General features: G+C 73.8%; 2 protein-coding genes and 1 pseudogene. 2 read left to right on the forward strand and 1 reads right to left on the reverse strand.

From position 1 onward, the window contains the following. Together GT354_RS18145 and GT354_RS18150 are read left to right on the forward strand one after the other, a co-directional pair. On the forward strand, positions 1 to 395 hold a 395-nt coding region (locus tag GT354_RS18145), incomplete at its 5' end, for a molybdopterin-dependent oxidoreductase (protein ID WP_161357344.1). An 8-nt stretch (positions 396 to 403) separates the two neighbouring features. Continuing rightward, positions 404 to 889, forward strand: coding sequence for a hypothetical protein (locus GT354_RS18150; protein WP_161357345.1), 486 nt, complete (start codon positions 404 to 406; stop codon positions 887 to 889). A 16-nt stretch (positions 890 to 905) separates the two neighbouring features. Here GT354_RS18150 and GT354_RS18155 read toward each other — a convergent pair. Further along, positions 906 to 1,464, reverse strand: a pseudogene (locus GT354_RS18155) (carboxylate--amine ligase); the annotation flags it as partial.

Consider the following 1,464-nt stretch of genomic DNA (forward strand, 5'->3'; position numbering starts at 1 on the left):
GCCTGCGCGTGCTCGGCGGCCCCGTCGAACACGTGCTGACCCGTGAGGATCTGCTCGCGCTGCCGCTGCGCACGCACGCGTTGCCGATCGCTTGCGTGGAGGGCTGGTCCACCGACGACCAGCACTGGACCGGTATCCCGCTGTTGCGCCTGGCGGAGTTGGCGGGCGTACCGCGCCCCTCTTCGGTTCTGGTCGAATCGGTACAGGTCGGCGGCCCGTTCGGGGCCACCGTCCTGGCCCGCAACCAGATCCGGGACCCGCGTTCGCTGCTCGCGCTACGGGTCAACGGCGCCGACCTGTCCCCCGACCACGGATATCCGGCACGGGTGATCGTCCCCGCCGCGCCGGGGGTGCACAACACCAAATGGGTCTCCCGCCTCACCTTCAGGACGTGATCGCGCCCATGAGCCGCCTCCGCCGCTGGTACGGCGCCGGTCCGCTGCACCTGCTCGCCCTCGCCGCGTGCTTCACGCTCGCGTGGTACGCCGGTACGCGCCTGCTCACGTACGAACCGGCCCGCGTGGTCCTGTGGTTCGTCGGCGCCGCCGTGGTGCACGACCTCGTGCTCTACCCCCTGTACTCGGCCGCGGACCGCACCGGGCAGGCGGCCGCGGGAGCGGTGCGGCGAGGGCGAGGGCGAGGGCGACCGGAGCGGGCCCGTGCGGCGATCGGGCTCAACCACGTCCGCTTCCCCGCCGCGTTGTCCGCGCTGCTGTTCCTGGTCTGGCTGCCGCAGATCCTCGGCCTGGCCGACGGCTACGACCTGACGACCGGCCTGGACGGGTCCCGCTTCCTGCCCCGGTGGCTGCTGATCACCGCGTTCCTGTTCGCCGCGTCGGCTCTGGTGAGGGCCGTTCGCAGCACGCTGCGGCGCGTCGGGCGACGCTGAGGAGGGTCGCGGCCCGTCACGGTCGTGCGGACGCCGTACTCCCCGTCGTGAGCAGGTGTACGAGCGCGTCCCGGCCGCCGCGGCGGAACGCTTCGCGTTGGCGGTCGGCCCCGGTGCCCTCGCGGAGCAGCCGGTGCACCAGGCCGTTCACCTGGCGGGTGTCCCCCGCGTCGTCGAGCGCCGGGGTCACGTAGTCGATCAGCCGACCCACGAGGTCGCCGGCCTTGAGCCGGCTCGGGGCGTGCGGGTCGATCAGCGCGTCGCCCAGCCCGTGGCGAGCGGCGTGCCACTGCGCGGCGGTCATGAACTCGGGGGCGGGCTCGTACAGGGGCACACCCGCGGCCTCGTCGCGCAGCACCGTGGTCACCAGGGCCCGGACGATCCCCGCGAGCAACACCGCGTCGTCCGCCCGTAGTTGGACGTCCATGGCACGTACCTCGACCGTCGGGTACCGATCCGACAGCCGGGCCTGCCAGTACACGCGGGCCCGGTCCCGCAGGACGCCCGCCGCCAGCAGGTCGTCGATGCGGCGGTCGTGGTCGGCGGCGTCGGCGAACACCGGCGGGACCCCGCTG

It is taken from the genome of Streptomyces sp. SID3343 (genome assembly GCF_009865215.1).
Lineage (GTDB): Bacteria > Actinomycetota > Actinomycetes > Streptomycetales > Streptomycetaceae > Embleya.

What these genes read in the sequence shown, in the direction of transcription:
- GT354_RS18150 (WP_161357345.1), top strand. Translation starts at nt 404, where the DNA reads ATGAGCCGCCTCCGCCGCTGGTACGGCGCCGGTCCGCTGCACCTGCTC.